The following is a 3,413-nucleotide window of genomic DNA, read 5'->3' on the forward strand; positions in this document are numbered from 1 at the left end:
GGGCGACGGCGGGATCGGACCGGCGGCCGACAGGCGCTCGATCTGTTGAACGCTTTCCGGCGCCATGGCCAGCACCTCGACGCCTTCGGCGCAGGGCTTGGTCGAGAGCACGACGGCGTCTTCGCCGAAAGCCTGGCGGACCAGGGTCAGGGCGTCGCGCGAAGTGCGGGCGGTGAAGCGTTTGACGTTCATCGGGAGCTCCAGGAGATCGAGCAGGAACCAGTGGCAAGCAATGGCATCCAGTGTGTGAGAGCGCAGCCGGCCGCGGTCCGGGGATGAGCCACCGTAAATCCCTTCATTTGGGATGTTTCGTGCCGAGGGGGCACGGCGGTGGACAGGAAGGCAGAGGTCATGGACGGACGCGGTGGATGCGTGCCGTCATTGTTCCGGGGTGGGGCGGAAACTTGAGAGGGATGAGAGGGGGGAAAGACCCCCTGTTCCGCGGTGCTAACGCGACAGCAAGGCTGTGTGGTCGGACCACGTTCCCTTCAGGTCGACCCGGGGTCCCGCTGCAACGGAAGCCCAGAACGCACTGCCCGCGCTCAGCTGGAGCGCCAGTTCGGGAGGCGACACGACCACGACATTGATGCTCTTGTGATGCTGGCGGCCGACCGACTTGAAGGCTGCCTGGGCGGACACCGAACTCAACTCACCGACGACCAGCACGTCCACGTCGCTGAGTGCGTCTGCCGTTCCTGCTGCCTGCGACCCGAAGACCGCAATGTAGGCGGCGGCCAGCGTTTGCGCCCTGGTACGAAGATCCTCCATCAGCGAGCCGGCGCGGGCAAACAAGGATCGAAGCGGCTCGGTCAGCGGCGAATCGAGGTTGATCGAATACCGCGTCGATGGACTCTCAGGCAGCGCTCGCACCACCCCGCCCTCGACCAGAACACGCAGCAGCTTGCTGGTGTTGCCCGAATCCGTGCCGGCCGCCTGGGCCAGGCCGCGCAAGTGATAGGCCTGGTCCGGGTTCGACAACAGCACTTCGAGGATGCGTGCCTTGGTCTTGCTGCCGAACAGGGCTGTCAGGACGTCGCTCATTTGCTGTCAATTCTACAGCAAATGCTGTCGAATCAACAGCAAAGGAGACGCGATCAGTTGGCGCCGATGATCGACCCGATGCGAATCGAGTGCGTCTCCGGAATCTCGCTGTGCCCCAGCACCCGCAGCCGCGGCGCGGCGCGCTTCAGCAGCCGGGCCATCGGCGCGCGGATCACGTCCGGCACCAGCAGGCAGGCCGGGTGGCCGAGGTCTTCCTGGCGCTTGGCCGACGCGGCGGCGCTGCGCGTCAGAGTGTCGGCAACGCCGGGGTCGAGCACCGCGCCGTGCGGCGAATTCAACGCCTGCGTCACCAGGCGCTCCAGCTCCGGCTCCAGCGCGATCACCTCGAGCTCCTTCACCGGGCCGTAGATCTGCTGCACGATGGCCGGCGCCAGGCTGATGCGGATGCGCCGCGCCAGCTCGCCCGGCTCGCTCGCCACCGCCGCATGCTCGGCCAGGCTCTCGACGATCGAGCGCATGTCGCGGATGTGCACGCCCTCTTCCAGCAGCAGCTGCAACACCTTCTGCAGGCTGGCGATGCCGACCATCTTCGGGATCACGTCTTCCATCAGCTTCGGTGCGAGCTTGGTCACGTGCTCGACCAGCTGCTGCGTCTCGACGCGGCCGAGCAGCTTGGCCGCGTGCAGCTGCATCAGGTGCGACAGGTGCGTGGCCACCACGGTGGAGCAGTCCACCACCGTGAAGCCGTTCATCTGCGCCGCTTCGCGCTGGCGCTCCTCGATCCACACGGCCGGCAGCCCGAACGCCGGGTCGGTGGTTCGGGTGCCGATCAGCTGGGTGGTGGCACCGCCCGGGTTGATCGCCAGCAGCATGCCCGGGAAGGCCTCGCCCTCGCCGACCACCGCGCCGCGCAGCGTCAGCCGGTACATGCTGGGCTTGAGTTCCAGGTTGTCGCGGATGTGCACCGGCGGCGGCAGGAAGCCGACATCCTGCGCGAACTTGCGCCGCACGCCCTTGATGCGCTGCAGCAGGTCGCCCTCGCGGTTCTTGTCGACCAGCGTGATCAGCCGGTAGCCCACTTCCAGGCCCAGCGTGTCGACCGGCTGCAGGTCGTCCCAGCTGGCCTCGGCATTCGGTTCGGCCACCGGCGCGGCCGGCGGCGGGGTGTTCTTCACGCGCTTGTTGCGCTCGTTCATCCACCAGGCGGCATAGCCCATGCTGCCCGAGATCAGCAGGAACACCAGGTGCGGCATGCCCGGGATGATGCCCAGCAGGCCGATCACGCCGGCCGTGATGCCCAGCACGCGCGGCGAATTGAAGACCTGGCTCGCGACCTGCGTGCCGACGTCTTCTTCCTTGCCGACGCGCGACACCACCATCGCCGCCGCCACCGAGATCAGCAGCGCCGGCACCTGGGCCACCAGCGCATCGCCGATGGCCAGCAGGATGTAGCTGTCGGCCGCCTGCGACGCCGACAGGTCGTGCTGCGCCACGCCGATGATGAAGCCGCCGATGATGTTGATGAACAGGATCAGCAGGCCGGCCATCGCGTCGCCGCGCACGAACTTGCTGGCACCATCCATCGAGCCGAAGAACTCCGCCTCGTTGCCCACTTCGAGGCGGCGGCGCTTGGCCTCCTTCTCGTCGATCAGGCCGGCGTTCAGGTCGGCATCGATCGCCATCTGCTTGCCGGGCATCGCATCCAGCGTGAAGCGCGCGCCGACCTCGGCGATGCGCTCGGCACCCTTGGTCACCACGACGAAGTTGATCACGACGAGGATCGCGAACACGATCAGGCCGACCGCGAAGTTGCCGCCGATCAGGAAATGGCCGAACGACTCGATCACCTTGCCGGCCGCGCCCGGGCCGGTGTGGCCTTGCAGCAGCACGACGCGGGTGGAGGCGATGTTCAGCGACAGCCGCAGCAGCGTGGTCAGCAGGATGACGGTCGGGAAGGCCGAGAAATCGAGCGGCCGCACCATGTACGCGGCAACCATCATCACCATCAGCGCCATCGCGATGTTGAAGGTGAACAGCAGGTCGAGCGCGAAGGCCGGCAGCGGCAGCACCATCATGGACAGCACCATGATGATGAAGACCGGCGCCATCAGCGCCTTGATCGCCTTGGCGTGCGGCCCGAGCCAGCCCTGCAGTTGCTTCATCAATGCGTTCATGCCCGGGATTGTTCCGGACCCCGGCCGGGACTTGAGCCGGATCAGCAGGGCAAAGGCAGCGCTATTTCTGCTGTGCGAAGTGCTCGTCGTAGCGGTGCACGAAGTCCTTCGCCGCCAGCGGCAGGTGGCAGGCACGGCAGGCGGCGGTGTCGTCCCCGCTCTTCTGCCCATTCGGCAGGTAGCTCGCGTAGACCCAGTTGCCGTTGCGCAGGGCCTCGGGCGCGCTCCGGCCCCAGC

General features: G+C 67.1%; 3 protein-coding genes and 1 pseudogene. All 4 read right to left on the reverse strand.

The window, feature by feature from the left end; translation table 11 throughout:
- Window positions 1-192: pseudogene (locus AC1D15_RS22865) on the reverse strand (flagellar biosynthesis protein FlhF); the annotation flags it as partial.
- Window positions 193-447: 255 nt separating this feature from the next.
- Window positions 448-1,041 (reverse strand): nucleotidyltransferase domain-containing protein, encoded by a 594-nt coding sequence (locus AC1D15_RS22870; protein WP_477827772.1) that lies wholly within the window; start codon window positions 1,039-1,041, stop codon window positions 448-450.
- A gap of 53 nt (window positions 1,042-1,094) precedes the next feature.
- Window positions 1,095-3,176, reverse strand: coding sequence for a flagellar biosynthesis protein FlhA (gene flhA / locus AC1D15_RS22875; protein ID WP_477827773.1), 2,082 nt, complete (start codon window positions 3,174-3,176; stop codon window positions 1,095-1,097).
- Window positions 3,177-3,237: 61 nt separating this feature from the next.
- Window positions 3,238-3,387, reverse strand: a complete 150-nt coding sequence (locus AC1D15_RS22880; RefSeq protein ID WP_477827774.1) for a cytochrome P460 family protein — start codon at window positions 3,385-3,387, stop codon at window positions 3,238-3,240.
- Window positions 3,388-3,413 lie beyond the last annotated feature (26 nt).

Source organism: Rhizobacter sp. P2_H2 (assembly GCF_056403375.1).